Source organism: Lysobacter sp. P5_C4 (assembly GCF_054049695.1).
In genome coordinates, this window is record NZ_JBFULX010000002.1 from 533975 (window position 1) to 559495 (window position 25521).

Here is a 25521-nt window from a genome sequence, read left to right on the forward strand (position 1 = left end):
CAGGGCGTGCAGGGGGAGCAATGGAAGAAGGCGAGTTAGGGAAAAACGAAGCGCAGCCCGATTGGGTTCCTGATTGGGTCTGGGGTTCCTACTGCAATGGGAGCTACACGCTAAACGGCGCGAAGCAAGTAGTAGCTGCGAAAGGTTGCGCTGGGGTTTGGGCATCGCTCGAGCGGAGGATCGAGAAGCCTTCCCGTCCACATGCGGCCAGGCTCTTCATGGCCGTACACCGGGCGCTCGACTTTAGCGGCGCTGCCTCTATGGGAACGTCCGAGCGAAAGCGTCGCGCCGCTGCGATTCGTAATGCCGTCAAAGTCCTAAACAGTGAGATCGAGGCGGCGCAGCTTCCCATGACTGAAGCAAGAGCGTTTGCATGGAAGGCTTCGTCAGCAGAGGCGATCGAGGAGGCCGGCTTCTTGGGGTCAATCTTCTTGGGGGTTGTGGGAAGTGGGATCGAAGCGCGCAGCTTTGAGACAGGCGCCAGGATTTCGGCTGAGTTCTTGGCCACGCTGCACTTGCCAAAGCTGCTAGAGGCTGTAGCACGAGACGCAGACAACTGGGCAAAGGATGCGACCGTTTTCCGGCCCAATAAACCGAATGCCGCCAGAACATATTTCTTAAGAGAAATGACCGATTTCTTCAGTGCCGCTTATGGCGAGCCGCTACGAGCGACGACTTTGGCGCTTGCGTACTTGTTCTTTGAATGCGAGAGCATGACTACGGCGGATATCGCGCGCCTCGCGCCAGTGCGTAAGCGCGACTGAAAAAAGGAACTGTGGGACTAAAAGTGGTGTTGGAGCTGTGATAGTCCCATGGACGTAGCGGAGCACGCGAGCGCTCGCTAGGCCAATTTTGCAGGCGGCAGGTTGTCTAGAGGATTCCCTACCAAGCCCGGCACGTCTGCCGGAGCATGGTGAGGACGCCTCGATGACACACAACACCCAGTTGCCTGCTATTGGCAGCTTTGTCCTGGAACGCCTGCCGCGTGTCAAAGCGCGCACCGGTCTATCCCGTTCAGAAATCTACAGACGCATTGCGGCCGGCACTTTCCCGGCGTCCGTGAAACTAGGCGAGCGCGCCAGTGCATGGCATGCGGCCGAGGTGGACCGTTGGATTGCGGACCGCATCGCCGCGCGCGATGCAAAGGCGGCCGCATGACGCGCCCCAATGAAAACCCCCTGATCCCGGAGAGCTTGGCGGCCGACGGGATGCAGGGGGCGAGTGCAGAGGCTGGCGCCCCGTGCGAGCAGCAAGATACCGAGATCGCGCCCCCGTGGCGATGGCTAGCACGGACCGGCGTCGCTCTAGCTGCGTGGGCACTCGATCAATATGCCCTGATCACAGACACGCCCGAGCGCGGGAGTGTCGAGGCGGCCAACTGTATCGACGCTGCCGCGGAATACCTCAGCGCCAGGTGCGAGTCTTCCGCCGCCAACAAAGAGGTGGATGCTGGAGCTGAAGCGTGAGCGCGTCGCACCTCACTGCCGGCCGCTGCCAATGCTCCGCATGCGCCGAGATCTTTAGTAGCGCCCGAGAGTTTGACCGCCACCGCATTGGGTCTTACGCCGAGCTTGGGAAATGGGAGCACGCACGCCGTTGCCTAACCCTCGTTGAGCTAGCTGCGCGGGGGTGGCGCCGAGATGCCCGAGGGTTCCTCATGCAAGGGCGGCCAGAACGTGCGCCCGCGGCAGTTGCATGGGCGTCGGAGGTAGGGGGCGGTAGGGCAGCGCGGATGGCCGCCAAATGAGCACACGCAGCCGTTGGCGCCATAAGGGCAGGCGCGAGGGGGGCGGCTTCGCAGCGATCCCGCACGTCGTGATCGACAGCAAGAACTGGCGGCGATGCTCAGGGACTGCAATCAAGCTGCTGTGCTGTTTGGTCCGTCAGTACAACGGCCACAACAACGGCGATCTGTGTGCGGCCTTGGCAGTCCTCAAAACAAGCGGGTGGACTTCAGCAGACGTTGTGACGGGGGCGCTCAAAGAGTTGAGGCATTACGGCCTACTCCTACTGACGAAGCAGGGCGGGTTGTCACTCGGACCTAGCCTGTACGCGGTGACCTGGAGGCCGATCGATGAGTGCGGCGGCAAGCTCGAAGTGCCGGCAAGCAAGCTAGCGCCCGCTGATTGGAAAGTGGATCGTCCGCCGCACAAACGCCCACCAAAAAAACGAAAGACCTCTCCGCCATGCGGAACGGCCCCGATCCGGCATCCGGAGCGGGAGGCTGCATAGCAAGCCCGCCATCCGGTGCGTAACAGCGCGGATTGGTCGATCAGGCCGCTCCGCCATCCGGACACCTATCTACATATCTACCAAGCGGTAGCGTTTAAACCGAAGGAGGAAGCATGAGCGACGGATATCTGTCAAAAGATCGGGGCCGCATTTGCAAGCTTCAGCGAGAACGCCGCGCCCGGCTTGTGCGAATCGACTACATGCCGAGTAGCGAAGCGTTGGAGGCGATCGCAGTCAAACGGGCAAAGCGTCGCCCGGGTTCAGTCGAAGCGACGAATAGCGGCATCCTGGACTCAATCGTCACCGAGTGGGCGCATCTGACCGGAATAAACAATCAAGAAGTAGAAGCTTCCATGACTTCGAGGGCGCTCGCCGGAATTAACGGACGCAAGCGCGCGGGCGCGTATGAGTTCGGAGGGGGCGCCGGACCCTGCGGAACTACACCAACGTGCGCCGGCGCGGAATCGAGCGGCTGCGATATGCCGCATTGGGGCGAGAAGTGCCTAGCTGCGAGCAGGGAGAAGCAAGCCAGCCGGCGCGCTTCCTGTGGTGCAAAACGCCATCGGGATGGGCAGCCATGCAAGGCCCTAAGCGAGCCTGGAAAGAAGCGCTGCCGATTCCACGGAGGGAGTTCGACTGGGCCGCGAACCCTGAAGGGCAAGGCGCGATCGCTGGCAAACCTCCGACAGAACCGTTAGGACTGTAGTCCGGCTTGATGTCCGCTTTCGGCGTCGCTGGCCGATAAGAGCGGGCGGCCCATTGAGCCACGCCTTCTTGACGGAATTGATAGGCACGAAGATCTGCCTTGTGCCCTGAAATGGGCTAACCGATGTCGATCCCAGCGCGCCTGTCCGAATGGGCGCGCTCTAACCCGGAATTGTTAATTTCGCCCCCTTTTTCACGGAATCGACTTGAGATTGTCGGCGGACTTCGCGCGCTTCTTCTGCTTCGCCTGGACCTGATAATGCTCTCGATACGCCTTCACTGCCGGGGGCGGAATGTGTACGAACTTCAGGACGGTATCGAGCAGCTCAGGAAAAACCGTCAGCGGCGAGTTGACGAAGTGGAACATCCAGCCTTGCTTCAGCGGCTTGCGACTCCTCGCGCCGAAGTATTGGTTCTTCCACAAGAGCGGTTCGCGAGCCAAGTGAGTGCGCTTCGCGACGATGTTCTCCAGCAATCCCGAGGGGTGCCTGAAGTGCGTTGGCGGGTAATTCATCGCGTCGGTGATTCGATCAAGCTCCGCCTGAAGCATGTTGTGGCGCGTGCCGTGCTTGTCTACGCCGGTCCAATTCAGAACGCGGCAGTACCGACGGACGTCCCACACGGCACGGTCAAGGGTCTGCAGCTTGGGGCTGGTAATCTCGTAAGAGAAGACCAGGTAGCGGTCGCCGCCGTACGTGTCGAGATGCTCAATGAAATCGCGGGTGGAGTCGCTTAGTTCCAGTAGGAAGGGCAGGCGCTTGCACTTCTTCAGGGCCTCCTTGAGGCCGTGGCCGAGATAGTGCGTGGGGACGCGGTTATAGAGCAGGATCGCCTTTAGGTACTTCTCTAGGGCCTGCAACGCGGACCAGTGGAACTGCATGTGGAGGCCAGCCCGATACGCCATGCGGGCGGTGATGTAATCCGCGTCCGCCACTTCGGCGAAACACCTGAAGGTGAAGTCGTTGAGCCGCACTTCTTCCTGCGAGACGGGCACTACCGTGTGACCCATGCGCTCCATCGGGAACCCCTAGGTTCGGGACATGCTTCATCAGGCTACCGCGCAAAGTTCAACCGTACTGGAAAAGTTCTAAGGGGCTCGCGGTCGCCGAACTCCCCTGATGGACATTCCGGAATTTTCCCATGCATCGCAGGCGCGTAAGACTTCGGCGCTGAGGTGCCGGGGTGGCTCATCACGCGGCTCGCTGAGAACAATGCAAGAACAGCCAGCCAGCGCGGCGTTTGCCGCGGCCTTGTGTGGTGGCCGATCGATGACCGCATGAGGGACCTGCGGATGACCCTTCGGGTTTGGAAAACGGACTCAGATTCGATGTCCGCTATCGGCCAAAAGCGGACATGTCGCTTCCACCCTCGATATCAAAAGATCATGCTGTTTCCGTCGACGCTCCTGATGTCCTTCTCGCTGAAAAAGCATTGTTTGCCGTACCGGAATCTGCCGCCCCGAATAGCTGTTGACCAGATCGCGGCCAGGCTTGGCCCGAATCAACCCGTACTGTTGCCCTACTAGGCAACGTGATGGGGCGCGCCGCGCGAAGGTGCGCAAGGACCGGCTCCATGAATCGGTGGCAATTGCCGCCGCACCCTCGACGCACTTGGATAAACGCTTGGGGTCTTTGGGATTGGTGGATGGCATGGGCGTCTGCCCGGTGGGCACGGCGGTATTCGTACTACATGTTGTGTAGTCAAGCCCGGACGCGGGCGGCCAGTAGGTGCCCTCTCACATGTGGCGAAACAACGCCATGAAAGGCGCACTGACCGTCAATGTTTCCGGTCGTGACTTCAAACGCACGGTGCCGCGCCCGCTGTCGCGGACGATGCCGGCGATAGCGTTGAGGTTGACGATGGTCGATCGGTGGATCTGCTTGAATTTCGTGCCATCGAGCAGTGGCAGCAACTCGCGGATCGGGGTGCGGAGCAACGCTTCACCGTCGGCCGTCATCACCGTGGTGTATTTGTTGTCGGCGCGAAAATACGCGACGTCGTCGATCGGGATCAACCTTGTCTCCCGGCCGGTGCTGGCGGTGATCCAGTGCAATGTCTCGGGGCCAGCGACGCGCGGAAGACGAGCGCCTAGCTGATCGAGCAACGCGGTCAGCGCCACCGAATGGGCACGGTTGGTGCGCGCCCGCAGGCGTTGCACGGTCGCGTCCAGGCGCTTGGCGTCGATGGGCTTGAGCAGGTAATCGACGGCGCCACGCTCAAAGGCGTCGACGGCGTACTGGTCGTAAGCCGTGACGAACACGATCTGCGTGCCGGGACTGACCTGCATCGCGGCGGCAGCCACTTCCAGCCCGTTCAGGCCCGGCATGCGGATGTCGAGGAAGGCGACGGACGGTTGGTGTTCGGCCAGCGCTTCCAGTGCGCTGGCCCCGTCTTCGCATGCAGCGACCACCCGTAACTGCGGCCACGCTTGCGCGAGTTCATCGAGCAGCGACTGGCGAAGCAGCGCTTCGTCTTCGGCGATGACGCAGGTGCGGATGGCATCAGACATGCTGCGATTCCGGAACCATTTCGGCGGGCACCGTGATCGTCGCAGCAACGCCGGTGGGGAAGTTGGCGACGACCGACAACGCGGCCGCGTTACCGTAGACCAGGCGCAGGCGCTCACGCACGTTCGCAAGTCCTATGCCGGTGCCGCTGGTCAGCCCTGTGTTGAAGCCCTCGCCGTCGTCGGCCACCGTCACCGCGACGGTGTCGCCAATGCTGCGCGCGCGGATCCAGACGGTGCCGCCGCCGATGCGCGGTTCGAGCCCGTGCTTGACCGCGTTCTCCACCAGCGTCTGCAACATCATCGCCGGCAGCGGGTTGGCGCGGAGCGATTCGGGAACATCGAGCTGCACCTGCAACCGCGGGCCCATGCGGAACTTGAGGATTTCGAAGTACGCGACAGCGCGATCGAGTTCCGCGTCAAGCGTGGAGGTTTCATCCCCGGCGCGCGGCAGCGAGTGACGCAGGTAATGGATCAGGTGCCCGAGCATCTCGTCCGCACGCGGTGGATCGTTGCGTGCCAGCAATTGCGCACTGGCAAGCGTGTTGTAGAGGAAGTGCGGCTCCACTTGCGCATGCAGCAGGCCGAGCTTCGCGACGGTGAGTTCCTTCTCGGTCTGCGTTTGCGTCGCGGCCGCTTTTTCGGTGCGACGCAATGCGGCGACACGCTCGGTGACGGCACGGGTGATCGCTTCGGCATTCTCGTAGTTGCTGCCGCCGTCCAACACGAACCAGTGGCTCCAACCCGCCGTTGCCGGTTCACAGACCAGCGTCACGCTGCAACTGTCGTGGCCGGCGGTCACGGTCGCCTGCAACGTGTTGGGCAGCGTGTCGAACCACGACAACGGATTCCATCGGCGCTCGCCTTGCCCGGCGGAGCGGCCCACGCTGGCACGCACCAGCAAGCTGCTCCGCGCACTCTCAACCTGGGCCACGCGCGGCAACTCGCGAATGGCGGCGTCCAGCAGATCGAAGGCTTCGCCAGCTTCCAGCGGGATTTCGATATGCCGACGCTGACGCTGGGACAGCGCGTCGCCGTCGAGCTGGCCTGCGATCAATCGCACGCGGGACAGGTTCGACAGCGCGCCGGCGACGACCAGCGTCATGACGAGGATGCCCACCACAGTGACTGGCCAGTCGTATCGGCCGATCCAAGGAATGGCGCTCCACGCCAGCGCGACAAGCACGATCGCCAGGAACCAGGCGACCGCAATGCGCAGCACGAAGAACAGGGAGTGGATCACAGTGGGTTCCTCTACGGCAGGCGTCGGAATGTCATCGCATGGCCGCCCTGGCTGAGGACGACCGAACGCGCATTCCCCTGGTCGGCCGCGAATGCGAGCGTGGCGTCGACGACGGTCATGAAGAACAGATCCGGTGATTCGGCGAAGATCTCGACCGGCGATTGTCCGCCCATCTGCGCCTTGAGTTGGTTGCCGTCCATGAACACCTTCATCTGCATGCCGCCGGCAGCATACGTGCCCGCAACGCGATCCAGCGCCGCGCGTCGCAGCGGGACCTCTTGCCGTGCGCTCGGTAGCGCCTCTTGCGTGCGTGCGACCACCACGCCCGGTGGCTCGCCATTTGCGAAAAAGCGCATGTTGGTGACCACGCCGGCCGCGTCGCGTTGCACGGTGAAGCGGTCCAGGCCATTGAGGTAGAGGAATTGGTCGGTGGCAATCGGCAGCAGCGTGCTGCGCGGCCCGCCGGTGCGCTGCGCGGTCAACGTGCCATCGACCACGCGCAGCACCCGCGCGTTGTGCGCGTCGATGCGATACACGCCTTCCAACTGCTTCAGCGTGGTCGCGTCGACGGCGATTGCCGTGGCGTCGGGATAGGGTTCGCCCAAGGCCGCGGCGGCCAACTTGCGCGCGATCATGTCCGGTCCCTTGTCATCATCGTTGCTGTCGTTGTTTTGCAGAACGATCACGCTGACATCCGGGCCAGGCACGTATTCGAGCATCGTCTCGAAACCGAAGATGCCCCCGCTGTGCTCGAGCATCGGCTGACCCTGCACGGTCGTCAATTCGATGCCCAGCCCGTAGTTCGCTTCGACGGCTTTGCCGGCCGGGGTGACCATCTGCGCGTACGTCGCCGACTTGAGCACGCGGCCCTCGTGCAGCGTGCGGTTCCACTTCAGCAAGTCGTCGACCGTGGAGACCAGTGCACCGGCGGCATTCGGGATCGTCATGCTGATGACTTTCGCCGGCACGACCTTGCCATCGTCCAGCGAATAGCCGGGCACTTGTCTTGCCGCGACTGCGGGATCGGCGCCGTAGCCAGTGTGGGCCAGGCCCAGTGGTTGGAACAACGCAGTGCGCAGGTATTCGTGCCAGGGCTGCCCACTGACCGCTTCGATTACCGCGCCGACGAGGGCGTAACCGGAGTTGTTGTACGCCCAGTCCTCGCCCGGCGCGAAATCCGGCTTGGCATCCTTGAACGTCGCGATCAACTGCGCGGTGCTCACGTCCCGCTCGATCGGCCCGTTGCGCCACGCGGCGATGTGCGTGTAATCCTTCACGCCCGACGTGTGGTTAAGCAGCTCGAGCACGGTGATGTGCGCACCATTCGGAAACTCGCGCACATACTTCGACAACGGATCGTCGAGCGAGACCTTGCCCGCCTCGACCAGCTTGAGCAGCCCGGCGGCGGCGAATTGCTTGCTGATCGACCCGATGCGGAACTCCGAATCCGCCGTGAGCGGCGCGCCGGTCTTGATGTCGGCAACACCGCGAGCGCCCCGATACAGCACCTCGTCACCGCGCGCGACGAGAACCGCCGCGCCCGGCGCGTCCGGACGATAGAAGTCCGCCATCATCTGCTGGGTGTAGCGCGTGACGCTGGCTTTGCTCGCAGGCGTCTCCGCCCACGCCGAAGTGGGCGCGATGCAGGCGATGCCGATGGCGACGAACAGAAGTGACTGGCGCATGTTGTTCCTCAACTGGCTGGCGTTGCTGGTGGACGGCGAGACTATCCACGGGAGCGCCAGTCAAGTTGGATTTTGCGACGGAGACGGTTATGCGCCGACGAACCTGGGCGAGAGGCGACGAACCCAGGCCGCCCCATCGGGGGAGAGCCCCTTTAGAAGGACAGCGCGACAGCACCGGGTAGTCGGCTAGCGACCTTCCCGCCAAAACATCATCGGCCCAGACCTCCTACCAACCCCGGTCAGATGTCCGCTTTGGGTCGAAAGCGGTCATTCGCTAACACTTGAGTGAAGCCGCGCCGCGAAGCGGCGTCGGCTTGGACGAATTGCACGATCACGCTAATACAGCATGCCGCCGAATTTTAGTAGTACGGACTTACCGCGGAATAGGCCGAAGTAGTTGGCGCCACTTTTGCATTCAACAAAGCGCAGGTCGTCGCCAGGCTGCATCATGGACATAGCCTCGGCCCATTCTGGAGAATCCGCGAGATTGGAGTTGCCGATCAGATCTGCGTAGTCCAAGGTCTGATAGCGCCTCATTGGTTCGGTGACAGAGCAGTTGGCTAGTCCCAGTTCGCGCGCGCGTCGCGTCGACTCCATCTCGGGGCCAAGTTGATGGGCGCAACCTGCAATGAGCGTGACGCTGAGTATCGGTATCACGAGCACCGAGGTTGGGATTTTCGAGTTTCGAGAGCGCATGCCTATGCCGCCTAACCCCAGAATTTAGCCGACCCACGAAGTTGGTTCGGCTGGCATGAGCTGTTAGGCGCCATCCGGCCTTGATCTGACATCAGATTAAGGAGCCTGGGCCCGGCTAACAAGCCGACGTATAACCGGACCCAGAGGATCATCGCGAACGGCACATGCAATGACCGTTATGGGTCGAAAGCGGACGCTTGGCGATGTCCGCTATCGGCCAGAAGCGGACATCCGTCCCCCGCTGGCTTAACTAGATATCAGACGGCACACGCGTTCGCCGACGATCTGTCACCATATTGAAAAACGGAGATGTTTCGGTGCTGATCAAACGCGTTGCGCTCGTCGCTGCAAGTTGCTTACTTTCGATTGCAAGCATGTCTTCGCCGGCGAGCAGCCCGGCAGGTCCTCTCCCCGCAAAGGATTGCGTCCTTGCCGACCCGGCCCTGGATTCTAGCGTCGCAAGCACGTCCGCCAAGCTTCCGTTTCCGCCCATCCAGCTTGACGTGGAAACGCCCTTTGCGCCGACACTCTTCTCGGGCGGAGACTTCAACTACGTCCTCTATGAGTTGAATCTGCAGAGCTACTCGGGTGATCCGCTCCGGCTCAATGCAGTCGAAATATTCGATTCGAGTCGTACACCCGCCAAACGGATTGCGACCCTCAGCGGTTCCCGGTTGTACGAACGAACGCAGGCATACGGCGTCGACAAGCTGGACGCGGAGCACCCTCTGGAAAGTGGAAGAAGGGCGGTGGTCTTTATTTGCCTGGCATTTCGCGCCAAGGACACTGCGCCGAGTCAATTGGGGCATCGCGTTCTTGTGGACGATGCTGTAGCCGAAGGCCCTACCATCGAAGTGCGAAGGACCCCATTGAAGGTGCTCGCCCCGCCGGTCACCGGGACCGATTGGCTCGCGGACAACGGCCCCAGTCTCGAGTCCCACCACAGAACCGGTGTCTTCGTGGCGGGGGGGCGAGCGCACCTCTCGCGCCGCTTCGCCATCGATTGGAAAAAGACCAGGCAGGGTTCAACTTACTCTGGCGACCCGCGCGACGCACGCTCGTACTACGCGTATGGAGAAACCGTATTCGCCGTAGCGGATGCCACTGTCGTCTCCGCCAAAGACGGGTTCCCCGACAACGTTCCGAAGACCGAAGCCGGCTTCAGCACCGCTCTGACGCTCACGATGGAAAACGTGGGCGGCAATGCCATCGTGCTGGACCTGGGAAACGGGCAGTTTGCCTACTACGCACATCTGAAGCCCGGCAGCGTTCGTGTAAAAGCTGGTGATCGCGTTCGACGGGGGCAAGAGATCGCACAGGTGGGCATTTCCGGCGATGCACGCTGGCCACACCTGCATTTTCAAGTCACTACCAGCCCGGACGCACTTGCCAGCGAAGGCGTGCCATATCTGATCGACACCTTCCGCGTGAAGGATGCCAACGGAGCGTTGCAGACGAGGACACGCGAGTACCCAATCGGGGATATCACGGTCGATCTTGGGGCAGCCGCCCCCGACGCTCACAAGTGACGTCGCGGATGTCCGTTTTGGGTCGAAAGCGGTCACTACGTGACTATTTATCACCTGCGGTCCGGTGACGTCGCCGATGTCCGCTATCGGCCAGAAGCGGACACTCGCCAACCCGCGATTCAACATCGCTCATCGCGGAGAACACGACGTCCCTGGACCTCAGTGCTCGGGTGGTCGACTCTCGAAGGCATCGCACTCACCGAGCTGTAACGTTTTTCCACGCAGCCATCGATCGTCCGTGGCAACGCCCGCGAATTTCATTGCGTTGCGTATGCGCGAGCAAGGCTATCCTCACCTTCGGTTTCTGGCCGGAGGGCACCCATGACTCATCATTCGTCCGAGCATCGCAGCGCGGAAATGAACCAATGCATCGCAAATTGCACGGAGTGCCATGCGCTCTGCATTGAGACGATTAGCTATTGCCTAGCCAAGGGCGGCAAATACGCGGCCGAACACCACGTGACTCTTCTTGCTGCGTGCGCCGACATCTGCCGCACCAGTGCAGACACGATGCTTCGTGGCGCCGATGTCCACTCGTACACATGCGCCGCATGCGCCTCGATCTGCGAGCAAAGTGCCGATTCGTGCAGCCGCATGGGTGACCGCGAAATGGTCAAGTGCGCCGAAGCGTGCCGCCGCTGTGCAGAGAGCTGCGCAGACATGTCGCCAAAATAGTTCGGGCTATCCCCAATTCGCCGAATGGTCCGCTCAGGAACGTCAGGGAGACTCGACGATATCTCCGCACGATCCAAGGCTCATCGCCGGGACATAACCCGCGAGAACAGCGGCATTGATGAGACCCATCGTATTATGGACATCGAGTTGAAGCATTAGCTCGTGCTTGTGAGATTCGACGGTTCGAACCGATAGTCCTAGCTCGAACGCGATTTCTTTGCAGCGCATCCCGCAAGCAAGTCGTTTGAGTACTTCCAGTTGCTTGTCGGTGGGACGTCTTTCTTCTTTTTTCCGTCGTCGTTCGGTAGCGGAAGTCTGAATCAGTCCAACTCCAAGAGATGCGCTGATGTATGTTCGTCCCGCTAAAACCTCCCGTATCGCACGGATCAGGTCTTCCCCGGCGTCGCTCTTCAGGACATATCCTTGCGCACCAGAGCACAGCGCCTCGAGAACCAGCGTCGGATCGGCATGCATGCTGAGAACAAGAAACGGGACGGTCTGGCCGGCCTTGCGCATACTTCGCAGCGCATCCAACCCACTTAACCCGGGCAAGCTCAAGTCGGCGATCACAAGATCGGGTGGACCGTTATCAACCGCACTCAGGAGGTCTTCCCCACTATGCACGGTTTGAATGGTCCCCACGAACTCCAGAAGTAAGAGCTCCAGAGCTTGTGCCACCAACACATGGTCTTCGACTAGGAGCACCCGCGGATGAGCGGTATCCATGCAAGCAGGCTCCCTCGTTCTCATGATGGATAGTTTGTAGTGTCGCCGTGAGGGCATGTGAAGCTTGTAGCCGCATCGGCGCGGTAGTTAAGTCCGTGATGTCCGATCGGAGGTCGTTAGCACCTGCAAGGCCAGTCGAATGCGACGAGGGTTCGCTTACGGCCAGGAGAGAAGGCATTCGTCAGCGGGCGGTAATGTTGGAAGGGCAGATGGAAGTCCCCCGAAGTGTCGAAAGCCACCGGGCAATTCGCTTCGGCAAAAGTGCGTGAACCGCATCAGTAAAACTACTTACCTTGATCCAAAAGCGGCCACGCGATTGAAACGGATCGGCGAAAGGTCCGCTTTGGGTCGAAAGCAGTCACTCGGGCACCTCGGTCACTCCAACCCCATCTTCCGCACGAACGCCGCAAACCCCGGGTCCGTCCGCAGCGGCGCCAAATACAAGTCCAGCTTGATGTCGGACAAACCCCCGTCGCGCCCGGCATACGCGCGATCGAGCCACGCAAATGCTTTGTCCTTCTCGCCGCGCCAGGCATACACCTCGGCGACCTGGATGGCGTAGTCCTGCCCGTAGCCTTCGATCAGTTCGTCCAGCGCCTGCTGCGACTCCCTGTGATGGCCGAGCGTGTGTTCGGCCAACGCGATGCCGAACTGGCGGAAGCCATCGTCGCTCTTGCGGAACATCGCGAGCGCTTGTTGCGTGTTGCCTTCCAGCAGTTCCAGTTGCGCTAGGTTGGATTGCGCGAAGGTGCTCTCGGGATTGAGCTGGAGTGCACGCAACAACGCCTGCCTCGCTTCGGCCATCTGGCCCGCGGCGGTGAGGTAGTAGCCCAGGTTTCCCCAGGGCGGCGACGACAAGGGATCGAGGGCCACCGATTTCCTGACGGCAGCGATGCCTTCCTGCAACCGGCCCTGGCTGGCGAGCAGTTGTCCATAGGTGCGCTGCACCTTGCTGTCGCTGGGATCGATGTCCAGCGCACGTCGCAGGTCCGCGCCGGGATCAGTCGAGGCGACAAACAGCGCCATCCTGGATTCAATCGTCGCTGAGTGGGCGCGGCTGACCGGAATAAACAATCAAGAAATAGAGGCGCCCATGACTTCGAGGGCGCTCGCCGGAATTAATGGACCCAAGCGCGCGGTTGCGTATGAGTTCGGAGAGAACGCGCAACCCCGCGACGCATCGCAGACGCGCGCCGGCGCCAAATCGATCGACTTCGATATGCCGTCTTGGGGCGAGAATTGGATAGCTGCGAGCAGGGCCAAACAAGCCAGCCGGCGCGTGGCCTGTGGAGCGAAGCGCCATCGGGATGGGAATCCATGCAAGGCACTAAGCGAACCTGGAAAGAAGCGCTGTCGATTCCACGGTGGGAGATCAACAGGGCCCACGAGCTCGGACGGCCGAGCCCGCGCCTTAGCTAATCTGAAACAGTTCCGAGGCGTGACAGGAGTCAAAAGCTAATGAAAGCGGATAACTCCCTCTACGAGTTCCATCACGATGAAGCACAGTTGCTCGCGGATTTGTCAGTTGTCCAGCTAGACCTCCAAAAAGTGTTGGAGCTACTTGGGCCGCTTCGACTTGGGCCGGCCTTCGCCAACTTCACCGCCGACATGGAAGAAATCCACTGGGTAGGTGCGGTAATCAAGTACGCAAGAATCTTTCCGCCGGGAGTGCTTCGCTGGGACCATTCCGTCGCGCTCGATCGACTGAGTGTCCAGTCTCGGACTACGCACTCTAAGATTATGGACATTAGGAATGGCTACATCGCGCACTCTGTGGGGACATGGAAAATCCCGTGCCCGTTGTCCAAATAGCAACGTTCGAGAGCGGTGAGCGCGAAATCATCTCAGTGCAATGCTGTTCAAGTCGTATCGTCGGCCACGGCTCAACGCTGACCGAATCATTCCACGAGTTGGCGTCGGACCTTCTCGCCGTCGTGGACAGCGTTGCATCTGCTGAGAAGGACCGCCTCTTGGTACTAGCTGAATCGATTGGCGTGGAGGTCCTGGCGCGGAGCCCAGTTTGGACTGGCCGAGTAGACGGGGCGGCTCCTCGGCGGGCCCGCCCCAGGTTGAAGCAGCTCTAACGGATCCGGGGAAGCCCACCGGGGCCCAAGACGAGTGCAAGCGAAATGTTCGCTGAAAAGCCGAGCCGCGAACGGCTTCGGCTTTAAGTTCGCAAGCGCTACTTGGCGGCCACGCAGTTATTACCCTGCCATGCCCAAGAGGTGATGATGCCGCTAGGGTTCACTGTGATGCGCGTCGTGCAGCGCAAGGGAATGTTGTATCCCTGCGTCTGCTGCTGGACGTATGTAGTAGAGGTGCCCGAATACGTACCGGACGCGTATCCACCGGAACCATACGCTGAGGCAGTTCCGCTTTGGTACGTAGTTTGAGGAGTTGTATAGGTGTAACCGGGCATCTGCATATTGCGTTGGTCTGAGTATTCCAATACCTGCCCGCCATCTGAAAGCCTAAAGCCAGACTGAGGCGGGCCCCAGCTCGACACAAGGCTATCGATTGGTTTTCCCACCCAGGACTGAAGGATTGCTTCGTAGTTGGCAGTGGTGGCGCAACCACCCAGAAGTAGCGTGAAAGCACCCGCAGCGATTCGCCTGTTCATGGCCCCCTCCATGTGTAAGCCTGACGACGGTTTGGTGATTCCCCGCCCAGGCAATTCCGATTTAGCCTGAATGCCCCTGAGAGGCGTCTAGGAAAAATTCTTACGACTTGTCCCGGGTGCCAGCGGCGACGTCAGAGGCCGCGAACCCATGCGCCTCTGAAACGTGAAGAGTGCCCAACGGCATGCGGCGATGTTGGGCAGACCGCCCCTTGGGCACTTGGGCACTTGGGCACTTGGGCACTTGGGCACTCGATGCGTTCCGGACTCGATGCGTTCCGGAATTTCCGCATGCATCGCACGCACGCGCGGGCGCGTAAGGCTTCGGTGCCGAGTTACCGAGTGGGGCGAGCGTTGGCTCTATGCGAACAAGGCAAACAAGCGAGCCGACGCGCCGTGTCGCGTAGGCCGAACGCACAAACCGGGGCAACCGCCTAGGAAAAGTTCTTGCCGGCGGTCGGCGGGACTGGCCGCTCGGCGGGCAAAGGCACGTGCTAGCCTCAAATGAGCATGCGCGCCAAAGACATAATCCGTGCCAATAAGGTCCATCTAGGACCATGGCGCATGGAAGCTGGGGCCGGTCCCCAAGGCGGCGTTTTCGCTATCGAAGTCTGGGAAAGGCGCGATCAAGTTCGGCGATTCTTACCGCTGGAGACTGATCCGGTTCAATGTAGCGGGCGACTGGTTCCGCGTTTTGACGGTCGTCAACTTCGGGAAGGAGCAGTACTACAGCTATCTCGGGCGCGAAGCTTCCGGCGACATGCAGATGCTTTGCTCCTATGAGTTCCATGGAACTCATACCGGTTGGCACGTTCACGCCGGTTGCGGTGACATTGCCTTGATCCCTCCGGGACGATATACGGGACCTTGGAAGCGGAGTATTCCCCGGCATCATGTGGATGCTCGTCGTCAAGATTTTGGCCTTGTAGATGAGTACTCCGCATTCGCTAAAACCTGTGAGCAGTACGGCATCCCACCGCCGCCGCGCCAAGTAGAACAATCTGAGATGTTTTCCCCATGAAAGAAGCACTGTGCAAAGAGTTTTGCAGCCAGCTTCTAGTCCGCCAGGTGCCGGATGGCTTGGCTGTGGGCACAAACTTCATCGGTCTTGATGGCGACCCCATTGGCTTCTATGTGGTTGGCCCGAACTCAAGCAATCAGTTCTTTGTCGAAGATAGCGGCGCAACGGTTTCTATTCTGGCCGCCTGCGGCGCCGATGTTGCTCTGGAAACGCGGGGCCAAATCTTCCGTGGCCTGTTGGAGCAGTACGGGGTGGAGTACGACGAGGATTCCAGCGAGTTAAAGACCAAGGCCTTGTCTGAAGACGAGATTCCAAAAGCGGCCCTGCGATTTGTCGCCTTGCTGCTGCGTCTACAAGATTTAACCTTCCTGACACGCGAAAGCGCAGAAAGCACCTTCAAGCAAGAAGCAATCCGCGACATTAAGCGCGAGATTGGAGAGCGCGCAATCGTCCTGGTTGACGAAGTAGTGTTTCCAAGCCTCATTCCAGATGTGTCCGCTGACGTTGTTATCCGCGCGGACGGTCGCCCAACAGTCGCCGTGTTTCTTGTGCGCTCCGATGCGCGTCTCTATGAGGCAATGATGTTGCAAATGGAGGCCGACTTGAAGGCTCGCGTTGACTGTAAGGTGGTAGCGCTGCTGGAGCAGCAGAGCGTTGTTGGTAAGCACGCATTCTCGCAAGCGCTGAATCGAGTCATCCCGCTGGCATATCGTGGCCAAGAGCAGGAGGCAGTTGGACGAATTTCAAAAGAGGCTGGCTTTACGCGCCGTTTGGATAGCTGACCCTTGCGAGCGAGAACCATGTGCTGCCCAAGCCCAGACAACTCAGCGCGGGGGCATTTTTGGGGGCACAATTGAGTCGCCGTTTGAAAAAACCCTAGTTAACTCAACGGCTCATATGTGATTTGCGGTGCCGACTGCCGGCACCAGTCCCACGGCGTCCGCGCCGCATGCGATACCATCCCGGCATGGCTCGCACCTATCCCCCCGTCAGTCTCCTGGGTGCGCCGACGGACGTCGGCGCCGGTCATCGCGGTGCGGGCCTCGGTCCCGAAGCGCTGCGCATCGCCGGCTTGCCCGAAGCGTTGATCGCGCGCGGCATCGACTTCGTCGACCGCGGCAACCTCGTCGGCCCGCGCAATCCCTGGCAACCGCCGAACGACGGCTATCGACACCTGAAGGAAGTCGTCGACTGGAACCGCATCGTCATGGAAGCGGTCGCCTCCGAACTCGCGGCCGGGCGCATGCCGATCCTGCTGGGCGGCGACCATTGCCTGGGCATCGGGTCGATCACGGCCGTGGCCAACCATTGTCGACGCACCGGCAAGAAACTGCGCGTGCTCTGGCTCGACGCGCACGCGGATTTCAACACGCACAACGTCACGCCCTCGGGCAACATCCACGGCATGCCGGTGGCGTGCCTGTGCGGGCTCGGCCCGCGTGAACTCACCAACCTCGGCGGCAACGTGCCGGCCTTGCAGCCGGGCGAGATCCGCCAGATCGGCATCCGTTCCGTCGACGAAGGCGAGAAGCGCCTGGTCAAGGAACACGGCCTCGATGTGTACGACATGCGCTACATCGACGAAGTCGGCATGAAGCGCGCGATGGAAGCGGCGCTCGAAGACGTCGACGCCGACACGCACGTGCACGTGAGCTTCGACGTCGACTTCCTCGACCCGAGCATCGCGCCCGGCGTCGGCACCACGGTGCCCGGTGGCCCGAACTATCGCGAAGCGCAACTGGTGATGGAGATGATCGCCGACACCGGCCGCATGGGTTCGCTCGACATCGTCGAACTCAACCCGTTGCTCGATGCGCGCAACGCCACCGCGCAACTCGCCGTGGACCTGGTCGAAAGCCTGTTCGGCAAATCGACGTTGATGCGCGACTGACGCGTTGTCGTTGACGCGGCCTGCACGCGCCGCACGCGTCGCTGAACGAATCGCGGAACGCTGTGTCGCAGTCGACGCCGCGTTCACGGCCGCTTGCGTGGAATGGCATCGCGGACGGCCGGAGTGTCGTCCCTTCCATCCCCGAGGAGATTTTTTCGATGAAGCGTACGGCACTCAAGCGCACCGTTTACCTGATGGTCCTCGCCATGTTCTCGATGAACATGCTCGCCGCTTGCAACACCGTTGCCGGCGCCGGCAAGGACGTGCAGAAGGCGGGCGAGAAGGTTGAAACCAAGGCCGAGGACTGCAAGGACAGCCACTGCTGAGGCCCGACGAGGGAGGGAAGCGGCGTACAGGAGTGGCGCCGCGTCATGCAAGGATGCAGATGAAAAGGGACGGCCCGGCGGACCCCGGGCCGTCCCTTTTTCGTTTCGATGCGTCAGCCCCTGGGCGGATCGGCGACGAAGCCGCCGGGGAATGCGCGCGGTGCATCGTGCCAATACGGCGGATGCGGGCGGGGATAGACCCCCATCGCAACGAGGGTGTTGTAGTCGTCGTAACGTAATTGCGTCACTTGCGATGGCGAGCGCGTCGCGCGCACGAAGTCGGTGCGTTCGACCCGCGACCATTCGCGCGCACCGTGCCCGGTGCCCAGGCGTTGGGGTTGCTCGCTGCGCTGCACGCTGGATTCGGCGGCCGCCTTCGCGCGCGATTGCGCGGGCGCAGCCGCCGTCGGCGCTGCATCGCGCGCCTGGCCATCGGCGGCCATGGGTGGCGCGTCGTACTCGTCATACGTCACGGGCCGCGCTTCCTGGAACACCGCGACGCCGACAACGCCGACATTGCGCGGTCGCCCCGTGCGCGCGGCATACGAATCGGGCAAGTCGGTGAAGACGAACTGCGCGATGTCGTCCATCGACTTGCGCCAACCGGCGATCTCCGTGCTCTGCCACGGTTCGAGCACATAACCGGCCTGCGAAGGCCGCGCGGTTTGCCCGGTCACCGCATTGACGCCATCGACGGACAGCACGACGAGCACGCGTTCGCCACTGGTGTTGGCCAGGCGCACCGCATAGCGGTGGCCGGGCGCGCCGGCGACCCAGGTGTCGCCGCGGAACGGGGTTTCGGGCAGCCATTGCCCGGTGTCGCGGTCGATGATCGCCACCTCGACCAGCGCAGCGTGGGCCTGCATCGAAGCGAGCAGGGTGGTAGCGAGCAAGAGGGTGCGCAACATGGGGAACGCCTCGCGGAGGGACGGTGCGTTTCCTTCAACGCACCGACGCGCCCGGCGGGGTTGGGGCGCGCGGCGGTTACACTGGGCGCCTGTTCAAACGCCCCGGTTTTCATGGCCTCCCAGGCTTCCCGCACCCGCGTCCTCACCGGCATCACGACCTCGGGGACACCGCATCTCGGCAATTACGTTGGCGCCATCCGCCCGGCCGTCGCTGCCAGCCTCGATGCGAAGACCGAAAGTTTCTACTTCCTCGCCGACTACCACGCACTGATCAAAGTGCAGGAACCGGCGCGCGTGCAGCGCTCGACGCTGGAGATCGCGGCGGCGTGGCTCGCCTGCGGCCTGGACCCGGCGAAGGTCTGGTTCTATCGCCAGAGCGACATCCCCGAGATCCCGGAACTGACGTGGCTGCTGACCTGCGTCGCAGGCAAGGGCTTGCTCAATCGCGCGCATGCCTACAAGGCCGCGGTCGACCGCAATCGCGTCGAACAAGTCGACGACGATGCGGGCATCACCGCGGGCCTGTTCATGTACCCGGTGTTGATGGCCGCCGACATCCTGTTGTTCAACGCGAACAAGGTGCCGGTGGGTCGCGACCAGGTCCAGCACATCGAAATGGCGCGCGACTTCGGCCAGCGTTTCAACCATCTGTACGGCGAGCACTTCGCATTGCCGGAAGCGGCGATCGAAGAGCACGTCGCAACGCTGCCCGGCCTGGACGGCCGCAAGATGAGCAAGAGTTACGACAACACCATCCCGTTGTTCGCGCCGCGCGAGCAGTTGAAGAAACTGATCTTCGCGATCAAGACCGACTCGCGCGCACCGGGCGAGCCCAAGGACACGCAGGAATCGGCGCTGTTCCAGCTCTACCAGGCATTCGCGTCGACGGAAGAAGTCGTCGCGATGCGCAAGGCCTTCGCCGAGGGCATCGCCTGGGGCGATGCGAAGCAACAATTGTTCGAACGCATCGACCGCGACGTCGCGCCGCTGCGCGAGAAGTACGACGCCTTGATCGCCGACCCGGCGAAGATCGAAGCGCTGCTGCGCGATGGTGCGCAGCGTTTGCGCGCGCAATATGCGACGCCGGTGATGCAGGCCCTGCGTGCCTCGGTCGGGCTGCGGGATCTGTCGATCCAGGTCGGTGTCGCGCAAGCACCGGAAACCAAACGCGCAGCGCCGACGTTCAAGCAATACCGCGAGGCCGACGGCAAGTTCTACTTCAAGCTCGTCGACGGCGATCGCGTGCTGTTGCAAAGCGAGGGGTTCGATTCGGCGCGCGATGCCGGCCAGCTCGTCGCACGCGCGAAGCACGATGCGGGGCGCACGCTCGATGCACGGGCGGGTGTCGTCCGTTTCGGCGAAGGCCTCCTTGGCCGCGTGCCACCCGACGGCAGCCTCGACGACCTGCGCGCAGCGCTCGCCCGTTTCGCCGAGGAGGCGTGATGAATTCCCTGGTCGAGATCAACCTCGCAGCGCTGCTGTTCCTGCCCTGGTTCGCCATCCTCGCCGTGCTGTATTGGCTTTACCCGCGGCAGCCGCGTCCGTCCTGGCGCAAGTGGTTCGACCTCGGGGCGCTGGCGGTCTCGGTGCTCGTGTTCGTCGCCAGCCTGCACTGGGCGCTGGCGTGGGCCGACCGCGGTTACGGGCGCATGTGGCAGCAGATCGTCGGGACGTCCGTCTCATATGGCGTGTTCCTCGCGGCCCTCGGGCTTGCGTTCGGGGTCCGGCGACGCATGTTGCGGAAGCAGTAACGGTTTGCAGACGCCCGATCCGTAAAATCGGCGCCTGTTCAGTTCCACGCATCGGCAGGGAAGCCGGTTCGAATTGCCCGCGCCACTTCCCCCGCACGCCATGTCCGCCGTTCCCTCCTCCATCGTGTCCGACACCCGCGAAGCGGAGCGCCAGGCGGCGCTCGATGGCTACGCGATCGTGGATACGGCGCCCGAAAGCGCGTTCGACGACATCGTGCGGCTGGCAGCGACCCTGTGCGACATGCCCGCCGCAGCGATCGCGCTGATCGATCGCGACCGGCTGTGGTTCAAGGCGCGCATCGGCATCGACCAGTCGCAGCTGGAACGCAAGCGTTCCCTGTGCGGGCACGCGCTCGACGCGCCGAACGAAATGCTCGTCGTGCAGGATCTCGAGCAGCACCCGGTGTACGCGCAGCGGCGTCGTTTGCTGGGCATGCGTCCGCGTTTCTACGCAGGCGTGCCGCTGCTCAGCCCCGAAGGCCATGCGCTGGGCGTGCTCAGCGTGGCCGACGTCGTGCCGCGCATGCTGGGGCTGCCGCAACTGGAAGGCCTTCGCCTGCTCGCGCGACAGACGCAGCACCTGTTCGAATTGCGCCGTCTCCTGCTCGAACAGGGCCATGCGCGCGAAGACTTGCAGCGCCGCCACGACGACCTGCAATACACGGCGCACCACGACCAACTCACCGGCCTGTTGAACCGCGCGGGCCTGGAGCGCCTGCGCGCGCGGACCGCCGTGCAGCGCGAGTTTGCCGCGCAACCCTACGTGTTGCTCGTGCTGGACATCGATCACTTCAAGCGCATCAACGACAGGCACGGGCATCTTTTCGGCGACCGCGTGCTGTGCGCCGTGGCCGATGCGGTGTCGCGTTCGGTGCGCTCCAACGACATCGCCGCGCGCATCGGGGGGGAAGAATTCCTCGTCGTGCTGCCCGACACGCGATTGGACGGCGGATCGGAAATCGCCGAACGCATTCGTCGAGCGGTCGAGCAACTGGCGCTGCCGGTGCCCGTGACCGTGTCGGTGGGGATCGCCGATGGGCCGTCGTCGCACGACGGGCCCGAGCGTGTGTTCGAGCGGGCGGACCAGGCGTTGTACCGGGCGAAGAAGGGCGGACGGAACCGCGTCGTCGCCGACGACACGCCGCGTTAGCTCACCACTGGTTCGGCGTCGCGCCCTTCCCGGGATCGCGCATCTTCACCACGCAGAACCGCTGCCCGGTCGGCGCTTCCATCACCCACCAGCGCTTGACCCATTCGATGCGTTTGGCGCCCAGGGCTTCCAGGCGGGCGACTTCGGCGTCCTGGTCGTCGGTTTCGATGTCCAGGTGCACGCGCGAAGGGTGCGAGACCTGCTGCACCTCGATCTGCAGGTCGGCCGGCGTGTTGGAAAGGTTGGAGTATTCCGCCCCCTCCTCGACGTAGTGCTCCTTTGTCGGCATGCCGAGTGCCTGGCTCCAGAAGTCCACCGCCGCGGCGTGGTCGCCGCTGTCGTTGCAGTCGATGATGAAACCAGCGAGCCGGCTGCGGTGGGCCATCGTGGAAGTCCTCAGTTTGCCTTGGACAGATCGTCGAGCATCGCTTTCAGGAAGCGCGCCGCTTCGCCGCCCGTGCAGGCGCGGTGGTCGAAGGTGAGCGAGAGCGGGATGACCTTGTGCGATTCGAAGCCGCCCATCACCGGCGTCATCTGGTGGCGGCCCTTGCCCGCGGCGATGATCGCCACGGTCGGCGGCACGATCACGGGCGTCGCATAGCGGCCCGCGAACATGCCGAAGTTCGACAAGGAGATCGTGTAGCCGGTGAGCTCGGTCATCGGGATCGTGCGGTCCTCGACCTGCGTGCGCAGGCGATTGACGGCTTCGCGAACGCTGCGCGCATCGAGCATGTCGGCGTTGCGCAGGGCGGGCACGAACAGGCCGTCGTCGGTGTCCACCGCGATGCCGATGTCGACATGCGGATGCAGCGTGCGCGTCAGCGCTTCGCCGTCGAACCAGGCATTGAGCGCCGGCACCGCCTTCGCGCCGGCGACGATGGCGCGCACGAGGCGGCCGGTGATGTCGTTGCCCGGTGCCCACGCATGGATGTCGGCGTCGTCGCTCAGCGTCGTCGGCACGACCTTCGCATGCGCATCGGCCATCACGCGCGCCATGTTGCGGCGCACGCCCTTGAGTTGTTCGGGCTGGCCGGAAGCCTGCACGCCCGGGGGCTGCGTGCGCATCGGCTTGCCGGATTGCGAAAGCGTGGATCGTTGCGCGGGTGCAGGCGCGGCGGCGGACGCCTGCGCGGCAGGGCGCTGCGTGGGCGCAGCAGCCCCGATCTTCGCCGACCCATCGGCGGCTGCATTTTTCACATCCTGGTTCGTGACGACCCCATCGGGCCCCGTCGCACGCACGCGCGCGATATCGACGCCCAGCTTGCGCGCCAATGCACGCACCGCCGGCAACGCCTTGACGCCGCCGACGGCGACCGCGGCTTCGCTGCGCACCGCATCGGAGGTCTGCATCGCGCCGACGACGGTGCCGCTGTCCTCGCGTTCGGCCTTCGGTGCGGGCTTGTCGGTTTCCGTGATCACGCCCCCTTCGTCGGACGCCACCACCTTTTCCGCACTGATGTGCGCACCCGCGCCCTTCGGCGGACCGTGGTGATGGCCGGTGTCCTGGCCTTCGGCGCGCTGCGGCATCGAGGGATCGACTTCGAATTCGGCGAGCATCGTGCCGGTGACGATGATGTCGCCGGCGCCGCCACCGACCTTGAGCACCTTGCCCGAGACGGGCGAAGGCACGTCGACCACCGCCTTCGCGGTTTCCATCGACACCAGGTTGTCGTCCAGCTTGATCGTATCGCCGACCTTGACGTACCACTCGACGACCGTCGCGTCGGGCAGGCCTTCGCCGAGGTCGGGGAGCAGGAATTGTTTCGTCGTCATTCGTCCAGTCCTTATGCGTGCGCGGCCGCGCGCTTTGCCGCGGCGACGATCTTGTCCACGCTCGGCAGATACTTCATCTCGAGGCGGAAGAGCGGAATGTGGGTGTCGTAACCGGTGACGCGTTCGACCGGCGCGACGAGGTCGAACATCGACTCCTCCGCCAGGCGCGCGGCGATCTCCGCGCCGAAGCCCGCGRTCTTCGGCGCCTCGTGCACGATCACGCAGCGGCCGGTCTTGCTCACCGATTCGGCGATGGTGGCGAAGTCGAGCGGACGCAGCGTGGCGACGTCGATGACTTCCGCGCTGATGCCGTCCTTCTCGAGCGCTTCGGCAGCTTCCAGGCATTCCTTCACCTGCGCGCCCCAGGTGACCAGCGTGACGTCGGTGCCGTCGCGCAGGACGAAGCACACGTCGAGCGGCAGCGCTTCGCCGTCGTCGGGCACCACTTCCTTGTACTGGCGATAGATGCGCTTGGGCTCCATGAAGATGACCGGATCCTGGTCGCGGATCGCGGCCAGCAGCAGGCCGTACGCGCGTGCCGGCGAAGAAGGCAGCACGACGCGCAGGCCCGGCACGTTGGTGAAGATGGATTCGTTCGCTTCGGAGTGATGCTCCGGCGCGCGGATGCCACCGCCCCACGGCACGCGGAGGACCATCGGGCACGTGAGCCGGCCGCGCGTGCGGTAACGGAAGCGCGCGGCGTGGCAGATGATGTGGTCGACCATCGGATAGACGAAACCGTCGAACTGCGCCTCGGCGACAGGCTTCATGCCCTGCGAAGCCAGGCCGACGGTCAGGCCTGCGATCGTGGTTTCGTCCAGCGGCGTGTCGAGCACGCGCTGCGAACCGAAGGTCGCCTGCAAACCTGCGGTGGCGCGGAACACGCCGCCATTGACGCCGACGTCTTCGCCGAGCACGACGACGGTTTCGTCGGCGCGCATTTCGTACGCGAGGGCCTGCGTGATCGCTTCGATCAACGTGATCGCGGGTGCATCAGCCATGCGACTTGCCCTCCAGCGCGACGGCGGCCGCACGTTGCGCGAGCAGGTCGGGCGGCGGATCGGCGTACAGGAAATCGAACATCGCGGTCACCGGCTGCACCTTCAATTCGAGATACGCGTTGATCTCCACGTCGACGAGCTTCGCGCTCTCCTCGACCCATGCGGTTTCCTGCGCTTCGTTCCAGGCGCCCGCGGCAGTGAGATAGGTGCGCAGGCGCGGGATCGGATCGCGCGTCCACGCGTCCTTGACCTCCGCCTCGTCGCGATAACGACGCGCATCGTCGGCGGTGGTGTGGTCGTGCAGGCGATAGGTCATGAACTCGATGACGCTGCCGCCTTCGCCGCTGTGCGCGCGCGCCACGGCGCGGCGCATGCCTTCGAGGACGGCGATCAGGTCGTTGCCGTCCACCTGCAGGCAATGCAATCCGCCGGCCAGGCCCTTCTGCGCGAGCGTCTGCGCGCCGGTCTGCGCGGTGCGCGGCACCGAGATCGCCCAACCGTTGTTGATGATGCACTGGATGAAGGGCAGCTTGTAGGCGCCGGCGGAGTTGATCGCGGCGTAGGTGTCGGTCTTCGAGCTGCCGCCGTCGCCGCAGCAAGTGACCGCCACCCGCTTCTCGCCGCGCAACTTGAATGCGAGCGCGGCGCCCGCCGCGTGCAGGCATTGCGTGGCGATCGGCACGCACCACGGGTAATCGTGCTTCGGGCCGGAGAAATCGTTGCCGCGTTCGTCGCCGCCCCAATACATCAGGACTTCGCGCGGTTTGACGCCGCGCATGAACTGCGCGCCGTATTCGCGATAACTGGGCGCGAAGACGTCTTCGGGCTTCATCGACGCGCCGATGCCGACGTGCGTGGCTTCGTGGCCGAGGCAACTGGCGTACGTCCCCAGCTTGCCGGTGCGTTGCAGCGCAATGGCCTTCGCATCGAAGGTGCGCACGTACAACATCTGCTTGAACAGCGGCACCAGGGCCGATGCATCGCGGAAGGCCTGCGGCAATTCGGCGACGGCCTTGCCGTCGGGACCGAGGTACTGCAGGTATTCGATCTGGAACTGTGCGGCGAGGGTCATGCGAACTTCGACTC

Annotated in this window: 24 protein-coding genes; 12 read left to right on the forward strand and 12 right to left on the reverse strand. The window is 63.0% G+C overall.

Annotation, left to right across the window (positions count from 1 at the left end; genetic code table 11):
• Positions 1-20 precede the first annotated feature (20 nt).
• From ACXJJ8_RS06975 to ACXJJ8_RS06985, 3 genes are all read left to right on the forward strand, one after another.
• Complete coding sequence (locus ACXJJ8_RS06975; RefSeq protein ID WP_499028117.1) at positions 21-764, forward strand: hypothetical protein; 744 nt, start codon at positions 21-23, stop codon at positions 762-764.
• Between the two features lie 163 nt (positions 765-927).
• Positions 928-1158, forward strand: a complete 231-nt coding sequence (locus tag ACXJJ8_RS06980; protein ID WP_499028119.1) for a helix-turn-helix transcriptional regulator — start codon at positions 928-930, stop codon at positions 1156-1158.
• A 1553-nt stretch (positions 1159-2711) separates the two neighbouring features.
• Positions 2712-2930: an HGGxSTG domain-containing protein gene (locus tag ACXJJ8_RS06985; protein WP_499028612.1), complete on the forward strand. Its 219-nt coding sequence runs from the start codon at positions 2712-2714 to the stop codon at positions 2928-2930.
• 200 nt (positions 2931-3130) lie between these two features.
• Here ACXJJ8_RS06985 and ACXJJ8_RS06990 read toward each other — a convergent pair whose 3' ends face one another.
• The 5 genes from ACXJJ8_RS06990 to ACXJJ8_RS07010 form a co-directional block, all read right to left on the reverse strand.
• Entirely contained in the window at positions 3131-3955 is an 825-nt protein-coding gene (locus ACXJJ8_RS06990) for a HEPN domain-containing protein (RefSeq protein WP_499028121.1), read from the reverse strand.
• Between the two features lie 717 nt (positions 3956-4672).
• Positions 4673-5446, reverse strand: a complete 774-nt coding sequence (locus tag ACXJJ8_RS06995; protein ID WP_499028122.1) for a LytR/AlgR family response regulator transcription factor — start codon at positions 5444-5446, stop codon at positions 4673-4675.
• Positions 5439-6686 (reverse strand): sensor histidine kinase, encoded by a 1248-nt coding sequence (locus tag ACXJJ8_RS07000; RefSeq protein ID WP_499028124.1) that lies wholly within the window; start codon positions 6684-6686, stop codon positions 5439-5441. The genes ACXJJ8_RS06995 and ACXJJ8_RS07000 overlap by 8 nt, the downstream gene beginning before the upstream one ends.
• Positions 6687-6697: 11 nt before the next feature.
• The gene (locus tag ACXJJ8_RS07005; protein WP_499028127.1) at positions 6698-8371 is read right to left on the reverse strand and encodes a serine hydrolase domain-containing protein; all 1674 of its coding nucleotides are present in this window, start codon (positions 8369-8371) and stop codon (positions 6698-6700) included.
• A gap of 336 nt (positions 8372-8707) precedes the next feature.
• The gene (locus ACXJJ8_RS07010; RefSeq protein WP_499028131.1) at positions 8708-9067 is read right to left on the reverse strand and encodes a hypothetical protein; all 360 of its coding nucleotides are present in this window, start codon (positions 9065-9067) and stop codon (positions 8708-8710) included.
• Positions 9068-9384: 317 nt separating this feature from the next.
• Between ACXJJ8_RS07010 and ACXJJ8_RS07015 the strand changes: the two genes are divergently transcribed.
• Together ACXJJ8_RS07015 and ACXJJ8_RS07020 are read left to right on the forward strand one after the other, a co-directional pair.
• On the forward strand, positions 9385-10596 hold the full coding sequence (locus tag ACXJJ8_RS07015; protein ID WP_499028133.1) for a M23 family metallopeptidase: 1212 nt from the start codon (positions 9385-9387) through the stop codon (positions 10594-10596).
• Positions 10597-10953: 357 nt separating this feature from the next.
• Positions 10954-11271: a four-helix bundle copper-binding protein gene (locus ACXJJ8_RS07020; RefSeq protein WP_499028614.1), complete on the forward strand. Its 318-nt coding sequence runs from the start codon at positions 10954-10956 to the stop codon at positions 11269-11271.
• A gap of 42 nt (positions 11272-11313) precedes the next feature.
• Here ACXJJ8_RS07020 and ACXJJ8_RS07025 read toward each other — a convergent pair whose 3' ends face one another.
• Complete coding sequence (locus ACXJJ8_RS07025) at positions 11314-11997, reverse strand: response regulator (RefSeq protein ID WP_499028135.1); 684 nt, start codon at positions 11995-11997, stop codon at positions 11314-11316.
• 375 nt (positions 11998-12372) lie between these two features.
• Positions 12373-13023, reverse strand: coding sequence for a tetratricopeptide repeat protein (locus ACXJJ8_RS07030; RefSeq protein ID WP_499028137.1), 651 nt, complete (start codon positions 13021-13023; stop codon positions 12373-12375).
• Positions 13024-13216: 193 nt separating this feature from the next.
• On the opposite strand from ACXJJ8_RS07030, the gene ACXJJ8_RS07035 reads away from it, so the two are divergent.
• The 4 genes from ACXJJ8_RS07035 to ACXJJ8_RS07050 all read left to right on the forward strand — a co-directional run bounded on the left by ACXJJ8_RS07035 (position 13217) and on the right by ACXJJ8_RS07050 (position 17852).
• Positions 13217-13456: an HGGxSTG domain-containing protein gene (locus ACXJJ8_RS07035; protein ID WP_499028616.1), complete on the forward strand. Its 240-nt coding sequence runs from the start codon at positions 13217-13219 to the stop codon at positions 13454-13456.
• Positions 13457-15631: 2175 nt separating this feature from the next.
• Complete coding sequence (locus tag ACXJJ8_RS07040) at positions 15632-16417, forward strand: DUF1828 domain-containing protein (protein ID WP_499028139.1); 786 nt, start codon at positions 15632-15634, stop codon at positions 16415-16417.
• A gap of 185 nt (positions 16418-16602) precedes the next feature.
• A complete protein-coding gene (gene rocF / locus ACXJJ8_RS07045; protein WP_499028142.1) occupies positions 16603-17526 on the forward strand; it encodes an arginase in 924 nt (307 codons plus the stop codon).
• A gap of 158 nt (positions 17527-17684) precedes the next feature.
• Positions 17685-17852, forward strand: coding sequence for an entericidin A/B family lipoprotein (locus tag ACXJJ8_RS07050; RefSeq protein WP_499028144.1), 168 nt, complete (start codon positions 17685-17687; stop codon positions 17850-17852).
• Between the two features lie 113 nt (positions 17853-17965).
• Here the strand turns inward: ACXJJ8_RS07050 and ACXJJ8_RS07055 are convergent, their stop codons facing one another.
• Entirely contained in the window at positions 17966-18760 is a 795-nt protein-coding gene (locus ACXJJ8_RS07055) for a hypothetical protein (RefSeq protein ID WP_499028146.1), read from the reverse strand.
• 111 nt (positions 18761-18871) lie between these two features.
• Here ACXJJ8_RS07055 and ACXJJ8_RS07060 point away from each other — a divergent pair, with 111 nt between their 5' ends.
• The 3 genes from ACXJJ8_RS07060 to ACXJJ8_RS07070 all read left to right on the forward strand — a co-directional run bounded on the left by ACXJJ8_RS07060 (position 18872) and on the right by ACXJJ8_RS07070 (position 21661).
• The gene (locus tag ACXJJ8_RS07060; RefSeq protein ID WP_499028148.1) at positions 18872-20203 is read left to right on the forward strand and encodes a tryptophan--tRNA ligase; all 1332 of its coding nucleotides are present in this window, start codon (positions 18872-18874) and stop codon (positions 20201-20203) included.
• The gene (locus ACXJJ8_RS07065; protein WP_499028150.1) at positions 20203-20511 is read left to right on the forward strand and encodes a hypothetical protein; all 309 of its coding nucleotides are present in this window, start codon (positions 20203-20205) and stop codon (positions 20509-20511) included. Before ACXJJ8_RS07060 ends, ACXJJ8_RS07065 begins: the two co-directional genes overlap by 1 nt.
• Positions 20512-20611: 100 nt before the next feature.
• Positions 20612-21661 carry a GGDEF domain-containing protein gene (locus tag ACXJJ8_RS07070; protein WP_499028152.1) on the forward strand — a complete coding sequence of 350 codons (1050 nt, stop codon included), beginning with the start codon at positions 20612-20614 and terminating at the stop codon, positions 21659-21661.
• 1 nt (position 21662) lies between these two features.
• On the opposite strand, the gene ACXJJ8_RS07075 is transcribed toward ACXJJ8_RS07070, so the two are convergent.
• From ACXJJ8_RS07075 to pdhA, 4 genes are read right to left on the reverse strand one after another with little or no spacing between them, the layout of a single operon-like run.
• The gene (locus tag ACXJJ8_RS07075) at positions 21663-22046 is read right to left on the reverse strand and encodes a VOC family protein (protein ID WP_499028154.1); all 384 of its coding nucleotides are present in this window, start codon (positions 22044-22046) and stop codon (positions 21663-21665) included.
• Positions 22047-22057: 11 nt separating this feature from the next.
• On the reverse strand, positions 22058-23434 hold the full coding sequence (locus tag ACXJJ8_RS07080) for a dihydrolipoamide acetyltransferase family protein (protein WP_499028158.1): 1377 nt from the start codon (positions 23432-23434) through the stop codon (positions 22058-22060).
• 11 nt (positions 23435-23445) lie between these two features.
• A complete protein-coding gene (locus ACXJJ8_RS07085; RefSeq protein ID WP_499028161.1) occupies positions 23446-24435 on the reverse strand; it encodes an alpha-ketoacid dehydrogenase subunit beta in 990 nt (329 codons plus the stop codon).
• Complete coding sequence (gene pdhA / locus ACXJJ8_RS07090) at positions 24428-25507, reverse strand: pyruvate dehydrogenase (acetyl-transferring) E1 component subunit alpha (RefSeq protein ID WP_499028165.1); 1080 nt, start codon at positions 25505-25507, stop codon at positions 24428-24430. Before pdhA ends, ACXJJ8_RS07085 begins: the two co-directional genes overlap by 8 nt.
• Positions 25508-25521: the final 14 nt, after the last annotated feature.

Bases quoted from the DNA above. Each gene is read 5' to 3' on its own strand.
- ACXJJ8_RS07035 (WP_499028616.1), top strand. From the start codon at position 13,217: ATGCCGTCTTGGGGCGAGAATTGGATAGCTGCGAGCAGGGCCAAACAA.
- ACXJJ8_RS07030 (WP_499028137.1), bottom strand. From the start codon at position 13,023: ATGGCGCTGTTTGTCGCCTCGACTGATCCCGGCGCGGACCTGCGACGT.
- ACXJJ8_RS07005 (WP_499028127.1), bottom strand. From the start codon at position 8,371: ATGCGCCAGTCACTTCTGTTCGTCGCCATCGGCATCGCCTGCATCGCG.
- ACXJJ8_RS07050 (WP_499028144.1), top strand. From the start codon at position 17,685: ATGAAGCGTACGGCACTCAAGCGCACCGTTTACCTGATGGTCCTCGCC.
- ACXJJ8_RS06990 (WP_499028121.1), bottom strand. From the start codon at position 3,955: ATGGAGCGCATGGGTCACACGGTAGTGCCCGTCTCGCAGGAAGAAGTG.
- ACXJJ8_RS07065 (WP_499028150.1), top strand. From the start codon at position 20,203: ATGAATTCCCTGGTCGAGATCAACCTCGCAGCGCTGCTGTTCCTGCCC.
- ACXJJ8_RS07040 (WP_499028139.1), top strand. From the start codon at position 15,632: ATGAAAGAAGCACTGTGCAAAGAGTTTTGCAGCCAGCTTCTAGTCCGC.
- ACXJJ8_RS07025 (WP_499028135.1), bottom strand. From the start codon at position 11,997: ATGGATACCGCTCATCCGCGGGTGCTCCTAGTCGAAGACCATGTGTTG.
- ACXJJ8_RS07080 (WP_499028158.1), bottom strand. From the start codon at position 23,434: ATGACGACGAAACAATTCCTGCTCCCCGACCTCGGCGAAGGCCTGCCC.
- ACXJJ8_RS07070 (WP_499028152.1), top strand. From the start codon at position 20,612: ATGTCCGCCGTTCCCTCCTCCATCGTGTCCGACACCCGCGAAGCGGAG.
- ACXJJ8_RS06980 (WP_499028119.1), top strand. From the start codon at position 928: ATGACACACAACACCCAGTTGCCTGCTATTGGCAGCTTTGTCCTGGAA.
- ACXJJ8_RS07010 (WP_499028131.1), bottom strand. From the start codon at position 9,067: ATGCGCTCTCGAAACTCGAAAATCCCAACCTCGGTGCTCGTGATACCG.
- ACXJJ8_RS06975 (WP_499028117.1), top strand. From the start codon at position 21: ATGGAAGAAGGCGAGTTAGGGAAAAACGAAGCGCAGCCCGATTGGGTT.
- rocF (WP_499028142.1), top strand. From the start codon at position 16,603: ATGGCTCGCACCTATCCCCCCGTCAGTCTCCTGGGTGCGCCGACGGAC.
- ACXJJ8_RS07020 (WP_499028614.1), top strand. From the start codon at position 10,954: ATGAACCAATGCATCGCAAATTGCACGGAGTGCCATGCGCTCTGCATT.
- ACXJJ8_RS06995 (WP_499028122.1), bottom strand. From the start codon at position 5,446: ATGTCTGATGCCATCCGCACCTGCGTCATCGCCGAAGACGAAGCGCTG.
- ACXJJ8_RS07060 (WP_499028148.1), top strand. From the start codon at position 18,872: ATGGCCTCCCAGGCTTCCCGCACCCGCGTCCTCACCGGCATCACGACC.
- pdhA (WP_499028165.1), bottom strand. From the start codon at position 25,507: ATGACCCTCGCCGCACAGTTCCAGATCGAATACCTGCAGTACCTCGGT.
- ACXJJ8_RS07055 (WP_499028146.1), bottom strand. From the start codon at position 18,760: ATGTTGCGCACCCTCTTGCTCGCTACCACCCTGCTCGCTTCGATGCAG.
- ACXJJ8_RS07075 (WP_499028154.1), bottom strand. From the start codon at position 22,046: ATGGCCCACCGCAGCCGGCTCGCTGGTTTCATCATCGACTGCAACGAC.
- ACXJJ8_RS06985 (WP_499028612.1), top strand. From the start codon at position 2,712: ATGCCGCATTGGGGCGAGAAGTGCCTAGCTGCGAGCAGGGAGAAGCAA.